Below are 22,623 nucleotides of genomic sequence, written 5' to 3'. Positions count from 1 at the left end.
TTTCCTGTGTCTTTTAGAACACTTTCAATCTATAGGAGTTGCTCAGGCAGGGCGATAACGGTAAATTGAGGAAAGTTAAGGATCTAGTTAAGTATCTAGTTAAGTTCGTAAACTACCTATCGCCTAATACGGTTCGGTTAGGGACTTGCAAGAAATAAATTATCCAAATAAACGTAGACGCGGAGCGGCTTGCCGCAGGCTACCACAGAGACACAGAGAACACAGAGAGAGAGGAGAAATAGAAAGGGTTTTTCGTCAGTTTTGGGACATTTTTTATTTGGAAGTCCTTTAACGTTTTAATCTTTTGAATATCCCCCAACTCCCCTTAAAAAGGGAGGCTTTTAACCCTCTTTTACCCCCTTTTTAAAGGGATCACCGTCGGCGGGGGATCTTAGCCGCCAGTTAGAGGGTTAGAGAAAGCAGACCCTCCATTGTGCAAGACTTGTCATGTGATGAAATTCTGTAACTAAATTTCTCATACTAAAGATAGATGTAATATTAATTAACCTGTGATTTTTGCCCATTACCCTCGACTATAGGATTGAAAATTAGTATTTTTGTACATAAAATTAAAAATCTAAAATTAAAAATTGGTAATACTGATGGTTAGGAGTGTTAAAGTTTCAGGAAATTCATCGGAACTTTTCAGCGGGTATTCATGCTGAAGAAACTACAGAAAAAGCAAATTTCTATAATCGCGGGTGCGGCACTGTTTGCCTTTTTAGCTGGGGCAATGGTATCAGCACCTGAGATTGGTAAAACCGTTGGGCAATGGCTCAAACTGGGTAAAAATCAGGCAGAGCAAACATCTGATGCGAGCATTGCCCAATCAGCCGTTTTTCCGCTGATATCACAATCTCTGCCAGAACGGGCGGCAAAACTAGCAACGATCGCAGGGCAGTCGCGATCGCCAGACCGAAATCGCGCTCGTTATCTTTTGGCGAGTGATTACATTGAAAGAACCCAAGCCCAAAAAGCCCTGGCTTTACTCCAAGGATTAGATAAAGACTATCCCATCCTTGCACCCTACATTTTGCTGAAACAGGCTCAGGCAGAGGATATGCTGGGCGAAGATGGCAAAGCTTCGGATCTCAGGCAAAGTGTGCTGAAACGGTATCCCAAAGAAGCGGCTTCGGTGAAAGCAATATATCTGATTGCCCAACCGAAGCAACAAGAAATTGCGATCGCTCAATTTCCTTCCAATCCTCTAACTTGGGAAATTATTCGTAAACGCTTGCAAGAAAACCCCAATCAGCCAAAATTACAATTGATTTTGGCTAATTATGCCTACGATCAACCAGGCATAGTGGGCGTTTTAGATCAGTTAGTCAAACAGACTACCCTCAAACCCGAAGATTGGGAACTCATTGGTACAAGCTACTGGGAAAATAGTCAATTTTTGAAAGCGGCGAATGCTTATGCCAAAGCACCCAAAACATCGCGCAATCTCTACCGGACTGCACGAGGGTTACAGGTGGGAGGCAAAGACAAAGAAATAGCAATCGCCACTTATAAACAATTGGTACAGCAATTTCCCACTACCGAGGAAGCTGGGACTGCACTACTACGGTTAGCAGAAACAGCAAAAACAGGTAAAGACGGCTTACCCTATCTTGAGCAGGTAATTAGTAAATTTCCTAAACAAGCTGCTACTGCACTAGTACAAAAAGCCAAAACTCTCGAAACCCTCAAGGATCAAAAGTCAGCTAGCGCGGCGTGGCAATTACTCATAGCCAAATATGGCAATTCTGATGAAGCCGCAGAGTATCGCTGGAAAATCGCCCAAGATAAAGCCAAAGCCAAAGATTACGTCGGTGCTTGGCAATGGGCAGAACCAATTGTTACTAACAATCCCAACAGTATTTTGGCTCCAAGAGCAGGCTTTTGGGTCGGGAAATGGGCAGCTTCGCTAGGAAAACAGCAGGAATCTCAAACTGCTTATGACTATGTAATTAGTCAGTTTCCCTACTCTTACTATGCTTGGCGAGCAGCGAATATGCGGGGGCTTAATGTCGGCAACTTCGACAACGTGCGCGTCATGAACCCTGAAGTAATCGCACCCCAGCGTTCATTACCACCGGCTGGTTCTGAGACTTTCAAAGAATTGTATCTGCTGGGTCAAGACCGCGATGCCTGGTTGCAATGGGAAACGGAATTTCAGAATAAAATTCAGCCAACAGTAGCAGAACAATTTACTGAAGGGTTGATGCGGCAGGCAAGGGGAGAAAATCTCATTGGAATTGATAAAATCTCTAAGTTGGAAGACCGGGAAACACCAGCAGAACTTGCCCAATATCAAACTCTGAGCAAACAGATCGCCTACTGGCAAGCGCGTTATCCATTTCCCTATCTCCGAGAGACGGAAAAATGGTCTCTTGAGCGTAAACTCAATCCCCTGCTAGTAACTGCTTTGATGCGTCAAGAGTCAAGGTTTGAGCCAAAAATCAAATCCGTCGCTGATGCTACTGGCTTAATGCAGCTGTTGCCGAGTACAGCTAAATGGATCGCCCCACAAATTAAGGTGGATATCAAAACAATAAACCTCGAAAATCCCAACGATAATATTATGCTGGGTACATGGTATTTGGATCATACCCATCAGCAATATAACAATAACTCGTTGTTAGCGATCGCTAGTTACAATGCCGGGCCTGGCAATGTCTCCAAATGGCTACAAACTTTAACTACACAAGACCCAGATGAGTTTGTTGAACAAATTCCCTTTGATGAAACCAAAAATTATGTACGTCAAGTATTTGGCAACTACTGGAATTATTTGAGACTTTACAACCCTGAGATTTCTGGAATCGTAGGAAAGTACTCAACTACACATCCAAAATTGCCAGCGCAGTGATTCATGCCCAATCCGATGAGTAACTAGGGATAGGTGAGTTTGATTTAAGAGACAGGGGGCATGAAGAAGAGACAAGGGAGAGAGAGCTTGTTCAATAATTCCCCCTTGTCCCCCTGCTCCCTGCTCCCTGTTTTTTTACTCATCTTTAGCTACCGATGTCATTACCATTGATCATTGATGTCACCTGCGACTCGACCGCATTAACATAACCTCGATCGCTCAAAACTTGCGTTGGTAACTTATTAGCCTTGATAGCAGCCTGCACTATATCTTTCGCTGTTAGGTTTCCTATTTGGAATTCAGATAACAAAGTACCCGCACTGGGAATACCCTGTTCTCGGAAAGCACCTTGATAAGCTAAAAAGGCAATATTGAAAGGTTGAAGATAGCTGGCATTTTGCAAATCTGTGTTGGTTTGTCTGCCATTATTATTAACTGTTTGAGCGTCAACAATTCCAGGCACAAAAGCAATACAGGCAACGATAAGTGCAGAATTTATAAAATTTGTCAGTTTCATAATTTTTTCCTCAATTAAGCTAGATTCATTAGTTTCATCTAGTAACAAAATTCTTTTTTTTAGTAATCTTAGGCTATTGGCATTCAGTTCATATCTTCCGAAATATTCTTTAATCAAAATTACTCAGGCCCATCATTTGATATGCAAGAGAAGCAGTATCAAATGATTTGAGAGAATTTACATTCTTGGAATAGCTAGATAAAACGTCAGAGTTGACGAATGTGTTCACTGATGCGTCAGATTTTTGATTATTGGCTGTATGAGCACTAGTGATTTTAGGCATAGAATTAATCCAAGCAACAAGATGTGCAGAATTTATCAAGTTTGGAATTTTCATACAGTTATCCTTAATTAAACCGAAGTACACCAGTCAGTATTATTTAGTTGCAGAGTCTGGTTTTTATAAATCTCAACATTTTTCACTCAGTTTATTTGATAGCTTGATTTATTAATTACACCAAATAGCTAAGTCAAATTAACCCCACTCTCAGGAGTTGAAAATTTGTAAAAGATTTAGTAAGTAAAAACTTAGAAAATGCAAAAGTGCGCTAAATTAAATATCTTGTTTACTAGCCGCTCTCAAAGGTGCGATCGCTCATATATATGTAATAACGATTTTCCCTTCTAGAGATTTTTTACTTTTGGCTATAAACTGAAATCCAACTTTTTTTAGCTACTTAAAGTTTCCATACCAATATGCTAGGAAATCTTTCCGATAGAAGCAAATACTTTTAATTTTTAATTTGATAAGCAAAAGTGATGCTAATTAATACTGGCATTGCAAAATTTTCTATAAACCTTATTGATTATTGATTTGAGATTAGATGGACTCTGGTGTAAGTTAGGCGTTCGGGAGGATAAAATAAGCCGATCGTGTCAAAATGTTAAGTGTATAGTTTATTTGCAAACTCACTTATGCCGAAAGCAATTTGGAATGGCGCAGTTTTAGCCGAAAGCGATCGCACCGTAGTTGTGGAAAACAACCATTATTTCCCTGCTGACACCATTAACAAGGAGTACTTCACAGACAGTAATACCCACACTACTTGTCCTTGGAAGGGTGTCGCTAGCTACTACAGTATTGAGGTTGATGGACAAATCAACAAAGATGCTGCTTGGTACTATCCCAGCACCAAGGAGAAGGCTAAGAATATTGAGGGTTATGTGGCATTCTGGAAGGGTGTAAAAGTAGAGGCTTAATAAAGATTGCTGGGAGTATTTTAGTTTCAGAAAATTGATTTAGTATTTACAGCAATCATCAAACAAAATTTTGTGGAGGTTGACACAAGTCAACCTCCACATTTTTAAACTATTTGCTGATTTATTATTAACTGCTGCGTTTTTCAATTCTAGATTCAGAAGTATACCCTGATAGCTATGTATGAAAAGTCTCATTCAGAATCTTTGCTAATCACTACTTTAAATATGTAATTATACTTTTGCTTTACAAAGTGGGGTTTGCTTTCTCTTCGCTAACCAAGCCAGACCACCAGCAAGTATAACACCAGCGATCGCACTTGGTTCGGGTACTTGTCTCAGAGTAACGTTAGGGCTTGTAATAGTGATGGTGCCTGCTCCAATTGAAATATTGCCACCCCTACTGCTTTGCCCAGAATTGCCGCCGCCGATCGGGTTACTTGGAACTGTTACATTACTATCATTAATCAGCGTCAATGTATTAGCATTAATCTGCACACTATTGCCGTTGATAGTGCTATTAATAAACGTTACGTTACCAGTACTGTTATCTATTTTCACGTTGTCGTTAACAGTACTATTGAAAAACGTTACGTTACTAGAATTGTAACCATTGATATCACCAGCGATCGCTAGCCCGGAAAGTGTAACATCTGCGGCGTTAATGTTAAACACGGGGAATTGATTATTGCCACTAATGGTAAGTAAATTACTACCTGGGCCATTGATAGTTAGGTTATTTACGTAGGCATAGCCCGCCGCAGGCATCGCAAGTGCCCCACTCGTCAGTGTAATTGTACTGGGATTACTACCCAATAAGAACTCTACCACGTCATTGCTACTTGCAATGTTGATAGTGTCTCGCAACGAGCCAACACCACTGTCATCAAGATTGTTAACCGTCAAAGTCGCAGCTTGGGCTGATTCCACTTGCATTATCACCAAACCCAAGGCAACGGCTGTGAAAATAGCTTGAACGATAGCCTTTTTTTTATTGTTTTTTGTCACTTAAAACTCCTGGTATTAATTTCTAAAGGAATAAAAAAATACTTGTACAATTACATAGATACATCATAATGTTTAAAATTAATTTGCCAAGCGGATTTTGATAACGCAGAGATTCAAAATCTAATTGAATAATTTTCAGAAGGCTGTGAAATCTTGCCTGTATCGCTAGAAACGCTTTAGTATGCAGTCAAATTTTGCGATCGCTATTTGCTATAGTTTTAAAGACTACTTGTAAAGTATCAATTCATACTAGCTTTATTGATAAGTTTTATTTAAGTGTTGTTAACGATCGCATAAGTGTTTGTCACAAATAGATAAACTCTGGTAACGAAACAACTTCATTGATAAGCTTTACTTAAGTTGTGGTAACAATTGCATAAGCGTTCTGAACAAAACAAGTTGTGTTGTTAACAATTGCATAAGCGTTCTGAACAAAACAAGTTGTGTTGTCAACGAGCGCATAAGTGTTCTGAACGAAACAACTTGTGTTGTTAACAATTGCATAAGCGTTCTGAACGAAACAAATTGTGTTGGTAACGAACGCATAAGTTTTTGTTACCAACGGATAAGCGTTCGTAAGGAAACAACAATTTTTTTACCTAATATTTTTTGTAGACTATCTTTTTTTTATCCGAAATCGTAGAATTTTACGGTGTAGTCTAAAATGCCGTGTATCTAAGGGGAATTTGGAGGTTATGATGACAGGCAAACCCACGATTCAGTTCACCTTTGCCGTTGATGACCCAGAGTTAGATGATGAGAGACGGCAAAAAATAGCTAGCAAGCTGCTGCGGGAAATTAGGGATCTGGATGAGGTGGAGAAGGCCGATCGCGCCGAAGATTTGAACCCAGAAGTGGGAAGCAAGCCAGGATTTGCCACTTTGATCGGAGTGCTGACGGCTGAGGTGAGTATAAAGAATGTCAAAGGGTTTTTAAGCTTCTTGGGCGATCGCCTGGGTGACAAACCGATAAAAATTACTGTCAAAGTTGGCGATAAAGAAGTCAATATTGAAGCTAAAAGCCGAAAAGAGCTACTAGAAAGTGAGAGAGTGGCAAAAGACTTATTAGCAGCAATGGGTGGCGGGAATGTCTAAGAAGATAGCGCTGCTGATTGGAGTCAGTGAGTATGGTGAAGGTATCCCGCCCCTGTCATCTGCTCTCAATGATGTGGAAGCTATGCAGCGAGTTTTGCAAAACCCAAACCTGGGAGGTTTTGAGCAGATTGAACGGCTGCTGAATCCCGATGCGATCGCCATGCGAAAGGCAATTCAAAAGCTGTTTAGAGAAGCTGGAAAAGATGACTTAGTATTATTCTTTTTTTCTGGTCATGGTATTACTAATGATGAAGATCATCTCTATTTAGCGACTCGAAATACAGCTAAAGAAGATTTTGAAGCTACTGCTGTAGACGCAAATTTCATCCGAGGACAATCAAATAATTGCTATGCTAAACGGCAAGTTTTGATTTTAGATGCTTGCTACAGTGGTGCGATCGCTCAAGGTTGGCGAACAAAAAGTGTCGGTGTTGATATCAAGAAGCAGTTAGGCGCGGAGGGACGAGTTGTTCTCACATCTTCAAGTGCAACTCAAACTTCTTTTGAACAAGAAGGTTCAACACTTTCGCTCTACACTCAGTATTTAGTTGAGGGAATTGAAACAGGCGCAGCAGACAAAGATAACGATGGCAATATTTATGTACATGAATTGCATGCTTACGCCAAGGCAAAAGTCAAAATAGTGAAGTCTAATATGACACCAGATATCATTCTGGATAAAGAAGGATACAATATTTTTCTAGCTCATGCTCCAAAGAATCCAGAAGCAGAGTATCGCAAGCTTGTTGAAAAATATGTCAAAGAAGATGGTGAACTTGATGAATTTGCTTTCTTAATTTTAAAGCCAAAACGGAAAACATTTGAACTTACAGATGAAAAAGCCGAGAAAATAGAAACTGATGTCTTAGAACCTTTACGTAGACGAGTTGCAAATTTAAAAAGTTATAAACAAGCTTTTGCCAAGGCTGTTGAACAAAAATATCCACTATATGAATTTACTCTGAATAAACTGAAGGATTATCAGCAGGATATTTTAGGTTTAAGAGATGAGGATGTAGCACAGATTGAGTTAGAGATTACATCTATTAAAGAAGCGGAATATCAAAAACAGCTTCAGATACAGAAACAACAAGAAAAAGAAGAGTACGGAAATAACCTGCGGCGTTATGAGCAGAAATTTAAAAAAGCAGTTCAAGCACAATATCCTCTAGATGAATATGTACACAATGGATTAAAACAGTTCCAGCAGTTGTTAGGACTTAAGAATGAGCATGTAAAGAGAATTGAAGAAATAATTTTAGCTCCAATAGAAGAAGCCGAGAGAATACGACAACAACAAGAAGGAGAAAGACTAAAACGCCAACGAGAAGAAGCAAAAAGGTTGCGGCTACAACGAGAACAACAAAAAGCCGAGCAGGTACGACAACAAGAAGCAGAAACACTGCAACGCCCACGACAACAAAAAAATGATGACCTGATTTCTGAGAATGGTGTAGACTATACGCGGTTACACGATTTACTCAAAGCTGGAAAGTGGAAAGAAGCAGATCAAGAAACTTTAGCAGTTATGCTCAAAGCTACTGGCAGAGAAAAAGATGGCTGGTTAAGTAGTGAATCTATTGAAAACTTTCCTTGTACTGACTTACGCACTATTGACCAACTGTGGGTAAAATATAGCAATGGGCGTTTTGGATTTAGCGTGCAAAAGCGCATTTGGGAAAGCGTCGGAAGAGACTACGACAAGTTTGGCGATCGCATTAGCTGGCGCAAGGATGAGAAAGTTGTAAAAGATTTATGGTTTGGATTTAAACAAGAAGAAACGATGGAGAAGCGATGGCTCGACCGTCACGAGATTACGTATACTACAAGTACCTCCTACGGACACCTGCCTTGGCTGCCTAATTCCACAATTCTAAATACAAATCTCTTCTCTCGCGTCCAGACTTGTTCGTTCTGCCCACCAACCAACACCAATAGACTTTAGATATCTTCTCCCGCGTCCAGACTTGTAAAGTCTAACATATAAAGCTTACAGAAAATTGTGAAGATTCACAAACAAGCCATTTTCCACGAAGTATTGCGGTGTCTACGTTTCCGTTACCTGGCACTGTGGCTTTTCCAAAAAAAGAGACTCATATTTTTTTACTTGTAGTACGCTGTTAGCAACTTGCAGGTTATAACAATTAGCAAATATTAAGTGCCATTTTTTCCATTTCTTCGTTAGTCACTTTCCACTTATCCCAAAATAGTTTTATTTGTCTTGAAGAAGATTTCTTCCTCTTGCATTTTCTAGAAAAGCATCATGCTCTAATGACCTATTTGTGTTGGAGCTTTTCTATTAACTTGCCACTTTGCATCCATGCAGCATCACCAATGTTTTCGCCAATTTTCTCCAGAGGCTTAGTCCAAAGTGTAGTTGCTACAGCCGTCAGTGTTACAGTTACCATAAATTCACTACAAACTGAGTTGATGTAGAGATTATTTCAATTGACACAAATAGTATCACGAAAAAGCTAGACGATTATTAGTGATATCAATCAATACAGTTCAGATAATACCAAAATAATTGTAGAGACGGCGATTTATCGCGTCTCAAAAACCAAATTTTTGCCAGTAGCTTTTAACCCGCACAGGCGGTCACTGAGCTTGTCGTACCACTTCGTGGAAGCAAGCTACGCGCAGCGTCTCGTAGAGAAGTGCGGGTTTTGTCTGTGTAGCCGAGACTTCTAGCCGCCAGGATACTAATATCAATTCAATTAATAATTGCAATATCCCCTTGGGTAAAGACGCGATGAATCGCGTCTCTAAAAATGGTCTTCTTGTCGCATTCTTGTTTCAAATTATGAATTATCAATTAGAAGCTGCCTTTTCTGCCACATTCCGAATTATTTCCTCCAACGTTTGCAATAATTCTTGCTCATTATAAGGTTTAGAAAAGTAAGCCCGCGCCCCCAATTGCATAGCTAGTTGCCGATGTTTATTGCTGCTACGAGAAGTCAGCATTGCAACTGGAATATTTTTTGTATCAACATCTGAATTTACCTTACCCAAAAAACCATAACCATCAAGGCGAGGCATTTCAATATCACAAATTACTGCCTCAACTCTCAATCCACTATGGAGTTTTTCTAAAGCATCTTGACCATCTTTAGCTTGCTCTACTTGATAACCTCCCTTTTCAAGGGTCAGAGCTAAAAAGCGGCGAACATTAATTGAGTCATCTACGATTAATATTGTACCTTTCTGCTTAACAGATGCTGCTGATATTTTGTTTTCATCAAATATTAGGAACGGTGTTTTTAACCTTGCTGATGGTAATTGAATACCTTTAGGAGTCCGGCGATTTGTAGCAATCCAATAGAGCAATTCATTAACATTAACAAGTGGCACTACTCGACCATCACCGAGAATTGTGCAGTTGCTGAAGCCTTCCGGTAAAGGTATATTTCCCTCAACTTGGCGAATAGCAACTTCTTGTTCACCCCAGCAACGGTCTATTTGGATTGCTACTGGCTGATTATTCCCTTTGACTACTAATACACTGTTAGCATTAATTGCTGCCGGAGTCTCTAATTCTGAGGTATCGTAGCGCAGACAATTAAACTCTAAATAAGGAGTTAGGCGAATCAGTGGCAGCATGGTTCCTTGCCAATTTAGAACTTCGCTACCTGCCATTTGGAAAACTCTCTCGTGTTGGAGTAAGAATATTTCTGAAATGACATCTGTAGGAAATGCTAACAGCATTTTGTTGATTTCTACCAGCAGAACTCGCGCAACGGAAAGTGTAAATGGTACTGATAGAGTGAAAGTAGTACCAACTCCTGGTTCCGTATCAACTTTCACATCTCCTCGAATTAGTTTGAGATTGTTACGAACTACATCCATGCCGACACCTCGACCAGATAATGCTGTAACTTGCTCAGAGGTGGTAAAACCTGGTTCAAAAATTAGTGATAATAGTTCTTCATCACTAGCATTAGCGAGTAGAGAAGCATCCAATCCCATCGCTAAAGCGCGGGTGCGAATTTTCTCCAAAGAAATGCCCCAACCATCATCTCGGATAGTAATCAGGGTGCGATTACTGCGGTGACTAGCTGTAATTTCAATCAATCCTTGTTCTGGTTTACCCAGAAGACGACGAGTGCCAGAGTCTTCGATACCATGATCGAAAGCATTCCTTAAGAGATGCATTAAAGGTTCATTTAATGTTTCTAAAATGCTGCGTTCAATTAAAGTATTGCCGCCTTCAATTTTTAACTGAACATTTTTCCCATACTCTACATTTAAATCGCGCAAGGCTCTAGGAAAACGTTCGGTCAAATCGGACAGTGGTCGCATTCGGATATGATTTAACTTTGTCTGTAACTGTTTGGATGTTTTGTTGATTTTACGAGCAATTTGGTCTGTATCATCTACACTGAGTTGCACATCAGTTGTAACTTCCTGTACCTGAACAATGGTTTCCATAACTTCCTGCGATCGCAGGTTTAAATCGTTATAGCGATCCATTTCTAAGGCATCAAATTCTCTGTCTATGCCTTGTGTTTGGTGGCCATTTTCAGCTTGTATCCGTAGTCCAGCAGCTTGGGTAGAAATTTTGTCATAAGCTATACGCAAATCCTGATTTTCTCGGTCGAGAACTTGTACTCGCTGGTTCAGGTTCCGAACAAGTTTGCGTAATCTTTCTAGTTGCGAGTTTAAGCCATTTCGCTGAACAATCAGTTCGCCAAATAAATCATTAATTTGCTCTAGTTGTTTACTGGGAACTCGAACGCTATTTTCATGAATTTCCCGATCTTTAACAACGCCATTTGACTCTCCTTTCCCTTCGCTAGATTTAGCATCGGCAGGATTATTTTCTCTAGCAAATATGGGATTTTGTTCTGTAACATTGATAGAATTAACATCATCTGCAAATTCTGCATCTACAAATGTAAAATTAGCAGCGATACCTGCGCTAGGCTGCGTCAACGCTTCATCATTAGTCCAATTTTCTCTAGTATTTTCTGGCTGCCAAACAGGTGTTGGCACTGCTTCTGGCTCGACAATATCTATGTGTGCGATGGGAAGCTGTGGTATTACTTCTGCTGCTGGTAATAGTAGCGGTGATTGCGTATAACTAGCAAAATCAAGTTCTGTAGGTAAGTTATCTAGTTGATTTGTCAGCACCAAAGCTTGCGATCGCCGCCATGCTTGCAATGCTAATTGGGCAATTTCGGGAATGCGCGAGCTGCTAACCGTTTCCAATTGCTGCGTTACTGACTCACAAAGCTTGGTAAAAGCTGCCAACTGGAGCATTTCACCCAAACCGCCCAATTCCGCTGCCATGATGACAACTTCTTCATGCAAACCGGGCTGTTCGCTATCTGCCAATATAGATTCTAAACGCTGCAAACACTCTTCTACTTCTGTGGCAAATAGCAAGGGGATAACATCTTGTCCATCCTCTGGCGATAGCATAGATGAGGCATCCTCTGGGGTGGGGTCGCCCAAACGATCGTGCAACTCATCAAAAACTGGGTAACAAAAGGTTGCTAACCACGCATCTTCAACAACATTTCCTTCTGCAAGCAATTCGACAATCTGACGCAGCCAATCAACTCCAGATAGCAATAAACTTTGCAACTGGGTGTCAATTTCTAGAGAATTTTTTTTCGTTTTTAAAACTTTAAAGGAATCTTCCAAACGATGGGATAAATGACTTAGTGATTTAAATCCCATCATCCCCGCGCCACCTTTAATAGAATGAGCGGCTCGGAGTGCAGCATTGATTTTCTCTAAATCAATGCGGTTAGTAGTATCAATTTCTAGCAATACCCCTTCTAAGGTATTTAAGTAATCAGTTGCTTCTTCCAGAAACTGCATCTGGATTTCTAATTCTTTGTCTTGTAACATGGTTTTTGTCCTTAGTTATTGGTCATTAGTCATTGGTCATTAGTCATTGGTCATTGGTCATTGGTCATTGGTCATTGGTCATTGGTCATTAGTAAAATGACAACAAACAAATGACAACGGACAATGGACAAATGACAACGGACAACGGACAAATGACAAACTTAACTAACTTTGAAAGCCTCAACAGTCTCTTGTAACTGTTGAGAAATCTCTACAGTTTGTTGCAGAGATTCGGAAACTTGATGAGAAGAATCGCTGGTGCGTTGTGATATAGCAGCAATATCTTTCATCAATTGGCTAACACTTTGTGATGTTTCAACTTGAGATGCAGTTGCAGTGGAAATCGACTGTACTAAGGAGTCAATTTGACGCGATACATCCAAAATTTCACTCAGGCTTTGTTTAGCCTCCTCCACAATTAGAGTCCCTTCTACCACTTGGGTAGTGCCTATTTCCATCGCCTGCACCACTTCACTGGTTTCTCGTTGGATATTTTCAACAATTTGTTCAATTTCTTGGGTTGCTGCGGCACTCCTGACTGCTAATTCGCCAACTTCTTCAGCAACTACGGCAAAACCTTGACCTTCTTCACCCGCACGCGCTGCTTCAATGCCGGCGTTAATCGCTAGTAAGTTAGTTTGAATAGCTATTTGATTAATCAAGGAAACCACGCGGGAAATTTGTTGCGAAGATTCTCCCAAACGTTTCACTTTCTTAGCAGTTTCACCCACAGTTTCCCGTAAAGACAGGATATTTTGTACTGTTAAATCCATCGCGTGTCCACTCTTGGTAGCAGTGTTAGCCGCATGATTGGCAACGAAAGCAGCTTTTTCGGCGCTTTCGGCTACCGCTTTCATGGATTGGGTCATTTGGTCAACAGCATCTAGGGTGCGGTTGATTTCGGCAGCTTGCGTAAGTGCTTCTTCTGCTAAATGGCGCATTGCTCCTTCGTTAGAGCCAATGGCAGTATTAACGTGGGTGGCAGCTTTTTGAACTTGGGTAACAATATCGCGGAGACTTTCGACAATTGAGTTGAAAAAGTCGGCAACAGTGCCGATTTCTCCAGCCGTCACGTCTGCACGTACTGTCAAGTCGCCTCTGGCTGCACCTTCTACATCGTTGAGTAGTTCTAAAAGTTGTTGTTGCAGCGTTTCTTTTTGATGCCGTTCATCGTCAGAATCGGTGATTCCAACATTCCTAACTTGTTCAATCTCCTCTAATAACTTGGCTTGTTCTAAGGCATAGCCGACTTGAGTTGCTATCTGTTGAAATAAGTCAATTTCCGGCTGTTGCCAAACACGCACAGTTTCGCAATGATGAGCAATTAATAAGCCTAAAAGTTTTTCCTGAGCAAGAATTGGTACAACCAAATTACCTTTGACGGCAAATTTTTCTAATAGTTGAATGTAACTGCTGGCATTTTTCAGGCTTTGGTCTTGATGAATATTTGCAACTGCTTGCACCTGTCCATCGCGCTCGGTTTCTATATAACTTTCCCGAAAATAAGGATCGTCGATTTTCACTCCGAGCATTTCCGGCCAATTACCAGTTACCGATTCCGCAACAACAACGCCATCCCGATTATCTGGATTCAGGCTATAAATTATTACTCGGTCTGTTTTTAGAACTTGCTGAACTTCTTTCACTGCTGCGTGATAAATATCTTCAGTTTTCAGACTTCTCCGAATTCGTAGGGTAATATCTGCTAGTAATTTTGCCCCTTCAACGTCTACTTCCTGTTCTTTAACTAAGACCTGCAATTGTTCGGCCATCAGGTTGATATTTGCACTCAATACCCCTAATTCGTCTTCTCTTTCGATTTCCACACGGGTATTGAATTTACCTTGACCAAGCTTTGTTAATGCCGCAGTTGCATTGAGAATTGGCAGTGTAGTAAGTTTAGCTAACCAAGATGCGATCGCACCCACAATCAATGCTGTCAGTGCTGTACCGACGGCTATAGTCCACAACAATTGTCTTTGCGGCTCAAATACAGTTGCAGTGTCTGTGGACAAAAGTACTTGCCAGTTTAAATCAGGTAAGCCATCTAGCTTGGTGGCTGGTACGTAGCTGACTAATTTTTGTTTTTTGTCAGTTTTAGGAACATCTATAAAACTATCTACCTTGTTTGCTGTCAGCAGTTTAGGTAAATTAGCATACTCTCCCTTTGCCTCTTTCCCAAATAATCTCTTTTGGGGACTCAAGAAAACTGTTCCTGAAGCATCAAGCAACTGGTATTGTTGTCCATTGGTTACGTAGTTTTTGATGACTTCTTCTAAGGATGTTACAGGTAGCCGCGCTCTTACCACGCCAATGGTTTTGTCCGTCCTTTTCTCTTTCACAGGTGCAGCTATATAAATACTCACTACACCAGTATTCTTTACTGCTTCCGGTTTACTGATGATAGGAGTATCTTTTTGTAAAGCGTCTTGAAAGTAGGCAAGGTCTTTTTGATTGTCCAGGGGTTCGCCTGTAGATTGGACAATCAAGTTACCTTGACGATCAAAAACAGCAACGCTGTCATAAGCTTTGTAGGCTTCGACAATTCGATCTAGGATTGCTTGTTTTTGTGAATTGCTGGTACTACCTTGGGAACTTGTCAAAAAAGGCAAACTTGATATTACCTGAATATCTCCGTAGCGTCCCAACATGAAGCGGTTAATTTTATCACTTAAACCAGTTGCTTCAGCTTGTTGAGACTGGGTAATTTGCTTAGTAATGGACTTGTTGGCAAAAGTAAAAGCGATCGCACCAATGCCCAATACTGGTATTGTACCGATTGCGATCGCTAAAATAGTCGCTTTCTTAGCCAATCCAAGTTTTGTAAAAAAGGCAAAAGCCTGGTTTAACGAAGAATTATTAGCCGTTCCGCTAGTATTCTTAGTTGGTAGTTTTATGACACCACCAGCTATTTTTTGGGATGAAATCAGCGATGCTCTATTTTGAGCGCTGCTACCTTGATTTGTGTTGGTTTTATTAAACATAAAAATAGTTCTCCTAACTATGTGAATAAGAACACTAAAAATCCTTTTTAGTAGTACATTTTAATCACTGCGGAGAATAGAAGACTGCCCAATTGCCTGTGCATCTAATACCAGCAAGATTTCTTCTTGTTGGACAACGCAGCCACATAAATAAGGAACTAGACTGGATGCCACCTGTCCTATAGGAGAATGAATCTCATCAGCAATGAACTTAGTTGTACCTTTTATTTCTTGCACAACTAAACCTAGCACTAATGATTCAACTTGGATAACGATTGTACTGTATTGCCGCAGTCGATAATCGAGAGATTCTAAATTGAGCATTCTTGGCAAATCAACTACCCAAATGATCCGACTCCGCCAATTCATTAATCCTAATATGCAGGTGGGCATATTAGGCATTGAGGTTACAGATTCAATAGGCACAAGAATTGCTTCTTGCGTATGCTTCATTGATAAAACAGCAGCAGTCTGTTGATTGAGCTGAAACTTTAGATAACTGTCTGCTAAATTATTTTGATTTGGTTTTAAAGGAAGTGTAATGTTTGTACTGGTCATTGATTCAAATTACCACTGATTTAATAGTACGTAGGAGATGTTCGCGGGTGTAAGGTTTAGTTATGTAGGCATCTGCACCTTGTCTCATCGCCCATAAACGGTCAATCTCTTGATTTTTGGAACTACAAATCACAATCGGCACTTTTGCAGTAATCGGATTTCTCCTCAGAGAACGACACAATTCAAATCCGCTCATTTCTGGCATTACTACATCAGTAACGATCGCATCTGGTTTTTCTAACACAGCTTTTTCTAAACCTTCTTTTGCACCACTTGCTTTAATTACGTTGTAACCACTCTCTTTGAGATAATGACTCATTAGTTCCAATTCACTGGGAGAATCTTCTACAATCAGAATTGTGCCAAGTAAAGTCAGACTCACTATATAAATCTCCTAAAAAATAACTTAAGGCGATTAAATTTGGTTATAGTTATTGGTTGCTACTAAAATTAACCAAGATATTTAAAAACCATTTTTAGCAATTCTGATTGTGTAAAAGGCTTAGTCAAATATCCTGACGATCTGACCATTTTCGCTTTTGCTCTGTCGATAAATCCTGTTCTACCAGTCACCATAATGATAGGTATATGCTTAAATGCTGAATGTTTTCGTAATAAGGAACATAGCTCATAACCATCTAAACTTGGCATCTCAACATCTAGCAAAATCAGATCGGGCTTACTCCGCAAAATTTGCATTAAAGCCTTCACTGGATCGTTGATCGTCACAACAGAAAATGTGTTTTCATCCAAAAAGTGTTTAATAGAATTCAAAACTGTTTGGCTATCATCAATACAGGCAATTGTATATAGTCTTTTGCCAGCAGGTAGCTGATTAGTTTTATTATTTTCAGGAATATCAAAATTGATTGGTATCGGCAATTTTTGCCCAAGTTTTATTTGTAGCTGTGGCTGAATTTGAGACGGTTGTATTTTGGATAAAACTTGGGAACCAGCACCAGATGGAATTGATGACTGGATATTTTGCCGATTTCTTAACTGTTTTTGACAGTGTTCAACAAGTAACCGTAAATCCAGGCGACAGAACTTTGGTAGTTCATCCAAAAAGCTTTCCGGGCTGAATTCATAGCTACCTTCTTTTAAACACAGAAATGATTCCAGTACTTCTTTTGCCAATTCGTCTATCAGGCTTGCTGCTTGCACAGAAGTAATATAATCCTGATTTACTAACCAACAAATAGCTTGGTAATCCGCATTAGGTATTGATTGATGTTCATCCTTCGTCTCAAACATCAGCCGCATTTGCACGCGAGTGGCGCTGTTGAGAGCAGGAATCTGCTGGCTTAAGCGTCGTAAGTGACTGTCAAGCCGCTCAAACAGTTTATCTGAATAGGAGGCATAAGTAAGTTTACCGTCCTCTAGATAAATTGACCAAGAAACTATTCCAGTAAATATGCTTAAGCACCCTGTAGCACGCCGACTGGTTAATTGTGCCAACAGAGATAGCGGATGTAGTTTCTGGAACAACCTGTAGCTACCTATAGGAGTTGTGCTCATTTTGCTTTTACTTCAGCTAAATTCGATACGTGTAAGCTAAATTCGTATAGAGTTATTCCACAATTGAAATCAAGTAAAAAGCATCAAACTTTTGTATTTTAAAGTACATAAGTTTATATTTAGTGTTTGTGGTGAAACTCAACGAAAACAGCGTTATTTTCAAACGATCAAATCTCAGCAAATTCGTAAATTATTATTAATTTACTTCCTCTTACTGAGATTTACAGACATTTTTGGAGAATAAGACATAAAAATGTCAAGACTAGATGAAGCCACTTTCCATTGAGTAACCCCAATCTGACCACAGGAATAATACTGATTTTATTAAAATAATATATTTGAACTTCTGTATTTACACTTAAGCAAAATCGAGTTTATAAGCATACAAGTACTAAATAAAGTCACTTTTAATTAAATAGCTCTGTTATGCCTACAGGGATAATACTGGTTTTATTTGACAAAAATAAAACATAATTCACAACATTTAATGACTAGACCAGAAAAAGATATGAAATTAATCAAGTCTCCAGATGAGTTTTTCTGTTTGTTCAAAAAATTTGCGCGATCGCTAGTTTATTCGTACTGTGGATGTTAAGCGCGTAGGCGTAGCCCGCACTTCTCTACGAGACGCTGCGCGTAGCTTGCTTCCACGAAGTGGTACGACAAGCTCAGTGACCATCGTAGACATCGCCACATCTCTACATTAGGCATTAGATGTATAATTGCTGAATGATTTGTGTATTTATTTACTGGTAAAAAACTATTAAATGCTTATCTTTACACTAAAGGAAATTGATTAATTGCTCCAATGGTAGAACCATTGGCAGCTAGTGCAGGCATTCCTCACAATGAGAAAAGTTTCGTTTAACAGCCAAAGAAATTGAGTAACATTATGCGTTATTCTGTATTAGCCACTGATTACGACGGTACACTAGCAACTGATAATCATGTAAATGAAAAGACTTTGGCAGCACTTTCACGTCTGCGAAGTTCTGGTTACAAACTTATCTTGGTGACAGGCAGACAGCTAGATGAATTGCTGCAAGTTTTTGTACAAGTAGATTTATTTGATTATGTAGTGGCAGAAAACGGCGCTTTGCTGTACTCACCAGCTACCCGTCAGGAGAAATTATTAGGTTCGCAACCATCAGCAGAATTTATTAACGCATTGCGCCATCGCCAAGTTAAGTCTCTGTCAGTTGGTCGTGTAATTGTTGCCACTTGGCATCCCCAAGAAAGCATAGTTTTAGAAACTATTCGCGATATGGGATTAGAATTACAAGTCATATTGAATAAAGGTGCGGTGATGGTGCTACCCTCAGGAATTAACAAAGCCACAGGTTTAGCTGCAGCTTTGGCTGAGATGCAGTTATCACCTGAAAATGTAATCGGTATTGGTGATGCAGAAAATGACCATGATTTCCTCAATTTTTGTGGTTGTTCAGTAGCAGTTACTAATGCTGTGCCAGCGCTCAAAGAGCATGTGGATTTTGTGACTAATGGTAGCCGGGGAGATGGTGTTATAGAACTAATTGAAAAACTCATCACCTCAGATTTAGCTGAATTCGGCCATTAATTTGAGTATATTTATGCAAAAAAAGGAGAGTAGCAATACTCTCCCAACATAATATGAGTGAGTTAAAATTTATTTTCTTAGTGATGAAGTCTCGCTTGACGTTCACGCAGTTCGCGAGCGTGTTGTTCACGAGCTTGGCGCTCACGCAATTCACGAGCGCGTTGTTCACGAGCTTGACGTTCACGCAATTCACGAGCTTGGCGCTCACGTAATTCACGAGCGCGTTGTTCACGAATTTGACGTTCGTGTTGGACTTTACTGTTATTAAAAGCTACAGTATTACCATTAAAACGATCGCGATCGGATTTAAATTCAGCAGCATTAGCATTTTGAGAAATAGCAGCAATTGAAGCCGCTGCTAATAAGCCTCCAAGAAGAATAGATTTAAAGCGGTTCATATATCCTTTAATCTGCCTTGCGTTACTTGATTTGTACATCCTCAATGTAATCGGAATAATCAGGTATACGCCTGTATACAAAGTCATGTTGAAATAGTTACAAAAGTAACTAATATTAGGATGCATATTTGATTTTTGAAAATTTATAACGTTCAAAACCTAACCTGAAATGGGTTATACCCTAGTGGTCTGTCCCATTAAATAAATTTGAGAGATAAGAGAACGAACCGCGTTCGCGCAGAGAAGGAAGAAGGTGCGATCGCAAAGTTAAAAAATGCAGACAATAATTTCTTTACAACAGCAAAGTTCAGCTCTACTGATTCTCATGCTTGCAGTTGACGATTAATTAATTCATTTGCTGCCTAGCCTATTAGCTTATGCAGTTTTTGGAAATTAAAAATGCGGATAAAAGGACTTGAACCTTCACTCCTTTCGGAACTAGAACCTAAATCTAGCGCGTCTGCCAATTCCGCCATATCCGCATCAGTTTACTATCATACCATAAGAAATTATTTTTGGGAATAGGGAATGAGGAAGAAGCAGGGGGCAGGGGAGCAGGGGGACAAGGGGGAATTATTGAACAAGCTCTCTCTCCATTGTCTCCCCTCTCTTTCTTGTCTCCCTTGTCTCTTCTCCATACCCAATTACATGACTGCAACACGAGGCAGACGATGCTTGAACCCGCAGAGAATTTCCCAAGAAATAGTGTTTAGTTGTTCTGCCCAATCGTCTGCGGAAATTTGTTCTTTTCCCTGCTTTCCTAGTAAGGTGACTACTTCTCCTTCTTGGATATTGGGTATGGCACTTACATCCAGCATCAACTGATCCATTGTAATTGTGCCGATTTGCGACACTCTCTGACCGTGAATTAACGCCTGCATTTTGTTAGAAAGACTACGAGGAACGCCATCAGCATAACCAATTCCGACAACAGCGAGGCGAAGTTCACGCGGGGCAATAAATTTATGCCCGTAGCTAACAGCAGTTCCTGCCGCAATTGTTTTAACTTGGGTGACTCGTGCTTTAAGTTGCAAAACGGGCTTGAGATCGATCGCATTTTGTAAATGCGGTGCTGGGTAAAGTCCGTAAACGGCTAAACCTACACGTACAATATCGTAATGCAATGCCGGATCTGTGAGTGCAGCTGCTGAGTTTGCCAAGTGCAAGCAAGGCGCTTCAATTTCCATTGCTTTGATTTGAGCGATCGCTTCCTCAAATCGTCTATGCTGTTCTTCCATTGCCGTTGTATCAGGATCGTCTGCTGTTGCCAAATGAGAATAAATACTGGCAATGGATAGATGTGGTAAGCGCTGCACTAATTGCACAAATTCACCAGCTTGCTGCCAATTAGTTCCTAACCTAGACATACCCGTGTCTAATTTGATGTGTACGGGCACTGGCGAACCATGATTCATGGATTCCAGGATATTAGAAAATACCAAAGCTTGTTTAGGGCTACAGAGTGTGGGCTGAAGATTCCATTGTGCGATCGCATGAATCTGTTCTGGTGTATGAGTTGCTCCTAAAATCAAAATGGGCGCTTCAATCCCGCCTTCTCGCAATTGAATAGCTTCTGGAACTGTAGCGACTCCCAGCCAACTAGCTCCTGATTGAATTACAGTTTGGGCGACTGTTAGCGCTCCATGTCCATAAGCATCAGCTTTTACTACTGCCATCAACTGGGTACGCGGCGATAAAAACTGCACCAATTGCTGTACATTGTACGACAACGCCCCCAAATCAATTTCTACCCAAGCTCGTTGCGAAAACCACGCGTAGGTGTCGCACTGCTGATTAGGAACTACACCAGGGATTTCTTTGCGACTTAACATTATGTACTGACTCCTATCCCACCACGGCTAAACTTTCAAGTTATCTATCTATACACGCTCCTAAAAGCGAGATCAGATTAACTAGGAAGTTTAACCTTCATATTGGAAGTGATACAAGATGTTGCAGTAATAAACTAAAAGTTAAGATTTATGAGTAAGGAGTTAGAGGTAAATCTTATGGCTCGGCTTTTTGCTGTGTTATTTACATTAATCTACGTAAAATTATTATTTTAAAGTAAGAAGTTTTACTTAAAAACTGCTAACTCTTCACTGATAACTCTTAAGTTATATATTAATTGCCGAATTCTGCCGAAAGTATAATTTATTCTCATCTCCTAGCAGGGTGTATTTGTGTTAACATTTATGTAAAGCTAATACCCTGAGCGCAGATAAATGGGGAAGGTTTTAGTCTTAAACGCATCTTACGAACCTCTCAATATAACGAGTTGGCGGCGTGCTGTGGTTCTGTTAATCAAGGGCAAAGCAGAACGCGTAGAACACAACGGTAAATTTTTGTACTCGGATTTTCCGTTGCCGACCGTAATCCGGTTACGTCATTACGTGCGTGTTCCTTATAAAGAAATTCCTCTAACTCGCCGAAATATATTGCACCGTGATAGTCATGCCTGTCAATACTGTGGTTACACAGGAGATGAGTTGACTCTAGACCATGTAATACCGCGATCGCGCGGCGGGGGCGATACCTGGGAGAACATTGTGACAGCTTGTGTCCGGTGCAATGTGAAAAAAGGCAGTCGGACTCCCCATGAAGCTCACATGCCTTTACGCCATCCTCCCCGCCAACCTTATAGCAGTCTCTATTTCGAGGTCAGCAAACATCTTAAGAGTGGACTGCATACAGAGTGGCAAAAGTATGTTATAGGTCTTTGAGCAAAAACGCAGAGGAGCAGAGGATAAAAAAGAAATACCTTATTGCTTTAGGTTCAATCGAACAGCTTTAGTAATGGAGTGTTGAAAAATTGGCGGCTATATGGCTGGCAACAAAGGCGATCGCGTCTCGTAGATCGGCGCAATGGTCAACGCTTAAGCCTCTACACTTGTGTATGTGGTTTCTCTTTTGCTAGCCATCCTCTCTGAATTCTGAGACTTTTCAAAGGGGATACAAACAGGCGTTGTTAATTAAAAGTAATTGTTAATTGCTCAATAGTCATAATAATGAGATTATTGAGCATAAGAATATTTGAAAGAGCAAGGACTAACCCTAAAGTAT

17 protein-coding genes and 1 tRNA gene are annotated in these 22,623 nt (G+C 40.3%); 7 read left to right on the top strand and 11 right to left on the bottom strand.

Features of this window, described 5'->3' with window-relative positions:
• The first annotated feature begins 658 nt into the window (after positions 1-658).
• On the top strand, positions 659-2,854 hold the full coding sequence (locus NPUN_RS28570) for a lytic transglycosylase domain-containing protein (RefSeq protein ID WP_012411892.1): 2,196 nt from the start codon (positions 659-661) through the stop codon (positions 2,852-2,854).
• A gap of 145 nt (positions 2,855-2,999) precedes the next feature.
• On the opposite strand, the gene NPUN_RS28565 is transcribed toward NPUN_RS28570, so the two are convergent.
• A complete protein-coding gene (locus NPUN_RS28565) occupies positions 3,000-3,371 on the bottom strand; it encodes a hypothetical protein (RefSeq protein WP_041566469.1) in 372 nt (123 codons plus the stop codon).
• Positions 3,372-4,286: 915 nt separating this feature from the next.
• Here NPUN_RS28565 and NPUN_RS28555 point away from each other — a divergent pair.
• Entirely contained in the window at positions 4,287-4,571 is a 285-nt protein-coding gene (locus NPUN_RS28555) for a DUF427 domain-containing protein (RefSeq protein WP_012411890.1), read from the top strand.
• Positions 4,572-4,802: 231 nt separating this feature from the next.
• Here the strand turns inward: NPUN_RS28555 and NPUN_RS28550 are convergent, their stop codons facing one another.
• Complete coding sequence (locus NPUN_RS28550) at positions 4,803-5,576, bottom strand: PEP-CTERM sorting domain-containing protein (protein ID WP_041565688.1); 774 nt, start codon at positions 5,574-5,576, stop codon at positions 4,803-4,805.
• 695 nt (positions 5,577-6,271) lie between these two features.
• Here NPUN_RS28550 and NPUN_RS28545 point away from each other — a divergent pair.
• Positions 6,272-6,670: a hypothetical protein gene (locus NPUN_RS28545; RefSeq protein ID WP_234710997.1), complete on the top strand. Its 399-nt coding sequence runs from the start codon at positions 6,272-6,274 to the stop codon at positions 6,668-6,670.
• Positions 6,663-8,615, top strand: a complete 1,953-nt coding sequence (locus tag NPUN_RS37930; RefSeq protein WP_012411887.1) for a caspase, EACC1-associated type — start codon at positions 6,663-6,665, stop codon at positions 8,613-8,615. The genes NPUN_RS28545 and NPUN_RS37930 overlap by 8 nt, the downstream gene beginning before the upstream one ends.
• A 331-nt stretch (positions 8,616-8,946) precedes the next feature.
• On the opposite strand, the gene NPUN_RS44280 is transcribed toward NPUN_RS37930, so the two are convergent.
• The 6 genes from NPUN_RS44280 to NPUN_RS28515 form a co-directional block, all read right to left on the bottom strand.
• Positions 8,947-9,078 (bottom strand): hypothetical protein, encoded by a 132-nt coding sequence (locus tag NPUN_RS44280; protein ID WP_272913939.1) that lies wholly within the window; start codon positions 9,076-9,078, stop codon positions 8,947-8,949.
• 403 nt (positions 9,079-9,481) lie between these two features.
• Entirely contained in the window at positions 9,482-12,526 is a 3,045-nt protein-coding gene (locus NPUN_RS28535; protein ID WP_012411886.1) for a hybrid sensor histidine kinase/response regulator, read from the bottom strand.
• Positions 12,527-12,687: 161 nt separating this feature from the next.
• Positions 12,688-15,510, bottom strand: coding sequence for a methyl-accepting chemotaxis protein (locus NPUN_RS28530; RefSeq protein WP_012411885.1), 2,823 nt, complete (start codon positions 15,508-15,510; stop codon positions 12,688-12,690).
• A 60-nt stretch (positions 15,511-15,570) separates the two neighbouring features.
• A complete protein-coding gene (locus NPUN_RS28525; protein WP_012411884.1) occupies positions 15,571-16,068 on the bottom strand; it encodes a chemotaxis protein CheW in 498 nt (165 codons plus the stop codon).
• A gap of 4 nt (positions 16,069-16,072) precedes the next feature.
• A complete protein-coding gene (locus NPUN_RS28520) occupies positions 16,073-16,450 on the bottom strand; it encodes a response regulator transcription factor (protein ID WP_012411883.1) in 378 nt (125 codons plus the stop codon).
• A gap of 68 nt (positions 16,451-16,518) precedes the next feature.
• Complete coding sequence (locus NPUN_RS28515; RefSeq protein WP_012411882.1) at positions 16,519-17,586, bottom strand: response regulator; 1,068 nt, start codon at positions 17,584-17,586, stop codon at positions 16,519-16,521.
• A gap of 892 nt (positions 17,587-18,478) precedes the next feature.
• On the opposite strand from NPUN_RS28515, the gene NPUN_RS28510 reads away from it, so the two are divergent.
• Positions 18,479-19,162 (top strand): HAD family hydrolase, encoded by a 684-nt coding sequence (locus NPUN_RS28510; protein WP_012411881.1) that lies wholly within the window; start codon positions 18,479-18,481, stop codon positions 19,160-19,162.
• A gap of 77 nt (positions 19,163-19,239) precedes the next feature.
• Here NPUN_RS28510 and NPUN_RS28505 read toward each other — a convergent pair whose 3' ends face one another.
• The 3 genes from NPUN_RS28505 to alr all read right to left on the bottom strand — a co-directional run bounded on the left by NPUN_RS28505 (position 19,240) and on the right by alr (position 21,392).
• Complete coding sequence (locus tag NPUN_RS28505; RefSeq protein ID WP_167315670.1) at positions 19,240-19,647, bottom strand: hypothetical protein; 408 nt, start codon at positions 19,645-19,647, stop codon at positions 19,240-19,242.
• Between the two features lie 313 nt (positions 19,648-19,960).
• Positions 19,961-20,042: transfer RNA gene (locus NPUN_RS28500), tRNA-Leu, on the bottom strand.
• A 162-nt stretch (positions 20,043-20,204) separates the two neighbouring features.
• A complete protein-coding gene (gene alr, locus NPUN_RS28495; protein ID WP_012411879.1) occupies positions 20,205-21,392 on the bottom strand; it encodes an alanine racemase in 1,188 nt (395 codons plus the stop codon).
• 393 nt (positions 21,393-21,785) lie between these two features.
• On the opposite strand from alr, the gene NPUN_RS28490 reads away from it, so the two are divergent.
• Both NPUN_RS28490 and NPUN_RS44275 read left to right on the top strand, forming a co-directional pair.
• Complete coding sequence (locus tag NPUN_RS28490) at positions 21,786-22,283, top strand: HNH endonuclease (RefSeq protein WP_012411878.1); 498 nt, start codon at positions 21,786-21,788, stop codon at positions 22,281-22,283.
• A 78-nt stretch (positions 22,284-22,361) separates the two neighbouring features.
• Positions 22,362-22,490: a hypothetical protein gene (locus NPUN_RS44275; RefSeq protein ID WP_272913938.1), complete on the top strand. Its 129-nt coding sequence runs from the start codon at positions 22,362-22,364 to the stop codon at positions 22,488-22,490.
• Positions 22,491-22,623: the final 133 nt, after the last annotated feature.

Source organism: Nostoc punctiforme PCC 73102, from assembly GCF_000020025.1.
In the GTDB taxonomy this organism is placed as follows: Bacteria; Cyanobacteriota; Cyanobacteriia; order Cyanobacteriales; family Nostocaceae; genus Nostoc; species Nostoc punctiforme.
Note: the sequence above shows the minus strand (reverse complement) of the source record. Positions and strands in the feature narration are given on the sequence as shown.

What these genes read in the sequence shown, in the direction of transcription:
- NPUN_RS28570 (WP_012411892.1), top strand. Translation starts at nt 659, where the DNA reads ATGCTGAAGAAACTACAGAAAAAGCAAATTTCTATAATCGCGGGTGCG.
- NPUN_RS28565 (WP_041566469.1), bottom strand. Translation starts at nt 3,371, where the DNA reads ATGAAACTGACAAATTTTATAAATTCTGCACTTATCGTTGCCTGTATT.
- NPUN_RS28555 (WP_012411890.1), top strand. Translation starts at nt 4,287, where the DNA reads ATGCCGAAAGCAATTTGGAATGGCGCAGTTTTAGCCGAAAGCGATCGC.
- NPUN_RS28545 (WP_234710997.1), top strand. Translation starts at nt 6,272, where the DNA reads ATGATGACAGGCAAACCCACGATTCAGTTCACCTTTGCCGTTGATGAC.
- NPUN_RS37930 (WP_012411887.1), top strand. Translation starts at nt 6,663, where the DNA reads ATGTCTAAGAAGATAGCGCTGCTGATTGGAGTCAGTGAGTATGGTGAA.
- NPUN_RS44280 (WP_272913939.1), bottom strand. Translation starts at nt 9,078, where the DNA reads ATGGTAACTGTAACACTGACGGCTGTAGCAACTACACTTTGGACTAAG.
- NPUN_RS28535 (WP_012411886.1), bottom strand. Translation starts at nt 12,526, where the DNA reads ATGTTACAAGACAAAGAATTAGAAATCCAGATGCAGTTTCTGGAAGAA.
- NPUN_RS28530 (WP_012411885.1), bottom strand. Translation starts at nt 15,510, where the DNA reads ATGTTTAATAAAACCAACACAAATCAAGGTAGCAGCGCTCAAAATAGA.
- NPUN_RS28525 (WP_012411884.1), bottom strand. Translation starts at nt 16,068, where the DNA reads ATGACCAGTACAAACATTACACTTCCTTTAAAACCAAATCAAAATAAT.
- NPUN_RS28515 (WP_012411882.1), bottom strand. Translation starts at nt 17,586, where the DNA reads ATGAGCACAACTCCTATAGGTAGCTACAGGTTGTTCCAGAAACTACAT.
- NPUN_RS28510 (WP_012411881.1), top strand. Translation starts at nt 18,479, where the DNA reads ATGCGTTATTCTGTATTAGCCACTGATTACGACGGTACACTAGCAACT.
- NPUN_RS28505 (WP_167315670.1), bottom strand. Translation starts at nt 19,647, where the DNA reads ATGACTTTGTATACAGGCGTATACCTGATTATTCCGATTACATTGAGG.
- alr (WP_012411879.1), bottom strand. Translation starts at nt 21,392, where the DNA reads ATGTTAAGTCGCAAAGAAATCCCTGGTGTAGTTCCTAATCAGCAGTGC.
- NPUN_RS28490 (WP_012411878.1), top strand. Translation starts at nt 21,786, where the DNA reads ATGGGGAAGGTTTTAGTCTTAAACGCATCTTACGAACCTCTCAATATA.